Annotated in this window: 2 protein-coding genes; both read right to left on the bottom strand. The window is 57.0% G+C overall.

Annotated elements, in window-relative coordinates; all coding sequences use genetic code 11:
- Positions 1-264, bottom strand: a 264-nt coding sequence (locus tag VN622_07600; GenBank protein HWR35716.1) for a hypothetical protein, incomplete at its 3' end; no start/stop codon positions are given.
- Between the two features lie 327 nt (positions 265-591).
- A partial coding sequence (locus VN622_07595) for an RNB domain-containing ribonuclease (protein ID HWR35715.1) occupies positions 592-1441 on the bottom strand: 850 nt, incomplete at its 5' end.

The raw sequence follows: 1441 nt of genomic DNA, 5'->3' as shown, positions 1-1441 counted from the left end.
ACCGTCGTCATTGGTGATGATCTGCCCCGTCGTCAACATGAAGTAATTGCCGATCGAAGGGTGCGTGTTCGCGTAATACTGTGTTGCCAGGCCGTACTTCGCCGCCAGGCTGTTCAAGTACGGCATCGACGAATTTCCGATTGCGCTTGAGTAACTGTGGTTTTCTTCCACTACAACAAACACGTGGCCAGACGCGGGCACCTGTGCAAGAGAGGTGACAACGAACATCAGAATCAACACTACAAGCGTAGCCAAGCGATTCATGCAGAACTCCTCGGTTAGGTTGAATTTGTCTTGACCGTAGCGAGGGATCAAATCGGGCGCAAGTGATGGCGCAAGTTTTTAAGTTACGTTTCGACACACAGGCGCGTTTTGGCGCATTGGCAATGTTGCCGTTTAGTTTTGCAGTAGCGTTACAAAGCCAGTGTTGATTCGGAGCGAACTACGCACGTGCGCTATGGAAACACCTTGCGTTTCGTGTGCGGCGGAAACACAGGGTGGTACGACTACGCGCCCAATGACACTTGTTCTGATCGGCTTTGTCAGCAGTCAGCCACACTGATGGCGTTCCTCTTCAAACCTGCACCACAATCAGCGAGAACGCTTGTGCCGGCGCGTGGCGCGCCTTGGGGTCTCGTCCATGACCGCGAATTGTATTCGGCGCTGCACGCGATCGATGCGATCGACGAGAACACGAATGGGATCACCCATGGAGTAGCGCTTGCCGAAGCGCTGGCCAATGATCTGCTTCGTGCCTTCGTTGTAGGTGTATCGGTCGTCGCTGAGCGACATGAGCGGCACAAGGCCCTCGATGAAAAGTTCATTGAGTTCGACAAACATGCCGAATTTCGTGATGCTGACAATAAGGCCTTCAAAGTCTTCTCCGACGCGGTCGGCCATGAACTTGACTTTCTTCCATTCGAGTAACTCGCGCTCAGCGTCGTCGGCGCGCCGCTCCGCCTGGCTGGATTCCTCTGCGATATCGTGCAACACCGGCTCGGGGATGGGACCTTCGAGTGGCTGGCGCCCGTCTTCGGCACCCCGACGGCGACGAACCACACTTGTCTGTGCGGCGGCAGGCGCGCGTCCGTGTGTTCCCTGGCGCTTGGACCAAGGCGAAGGCGACTCACTATGCGCGGCGGTTCCTACGCCTACAGGAACATCCGCGTCGTGCTCCTCGGCAGAATCCTGCAAGACATCCTTCAGGATGCGGTGGACGATGAGGTCCGGGTAGCGGCGGATGGGCGAAGTGAAATGCGTGTAGGTGGGCGCGGCGAGCGCAAAGTGTCCTTCGTTGATTTCCGAGTAACGCGCCTGCTTGAGCGAGCGCAGCATGAGGTACGAGAGAATGCGCTCTTCGGGCTTGCCCGCAATTTTCTCCGTGAGCTTCTGGTACATGCGCGGCGTGAGGTGAACCTCTTCCGGCAGTTCGATGGGACGG

The sequence above is a fragment of the Clostridia bacterium genome (assembly GCA_035561135.1).
Classification (GTDB): Bacteria; Acidobacteriota; Terriglobia; order Terriglobales; family Acidobacteriaceae; genus DATMYA01.
Note: the sequence above shows the minus strand (reverse complement) of the source record. Positions and strands in the feature narration are given on the sequence as shown.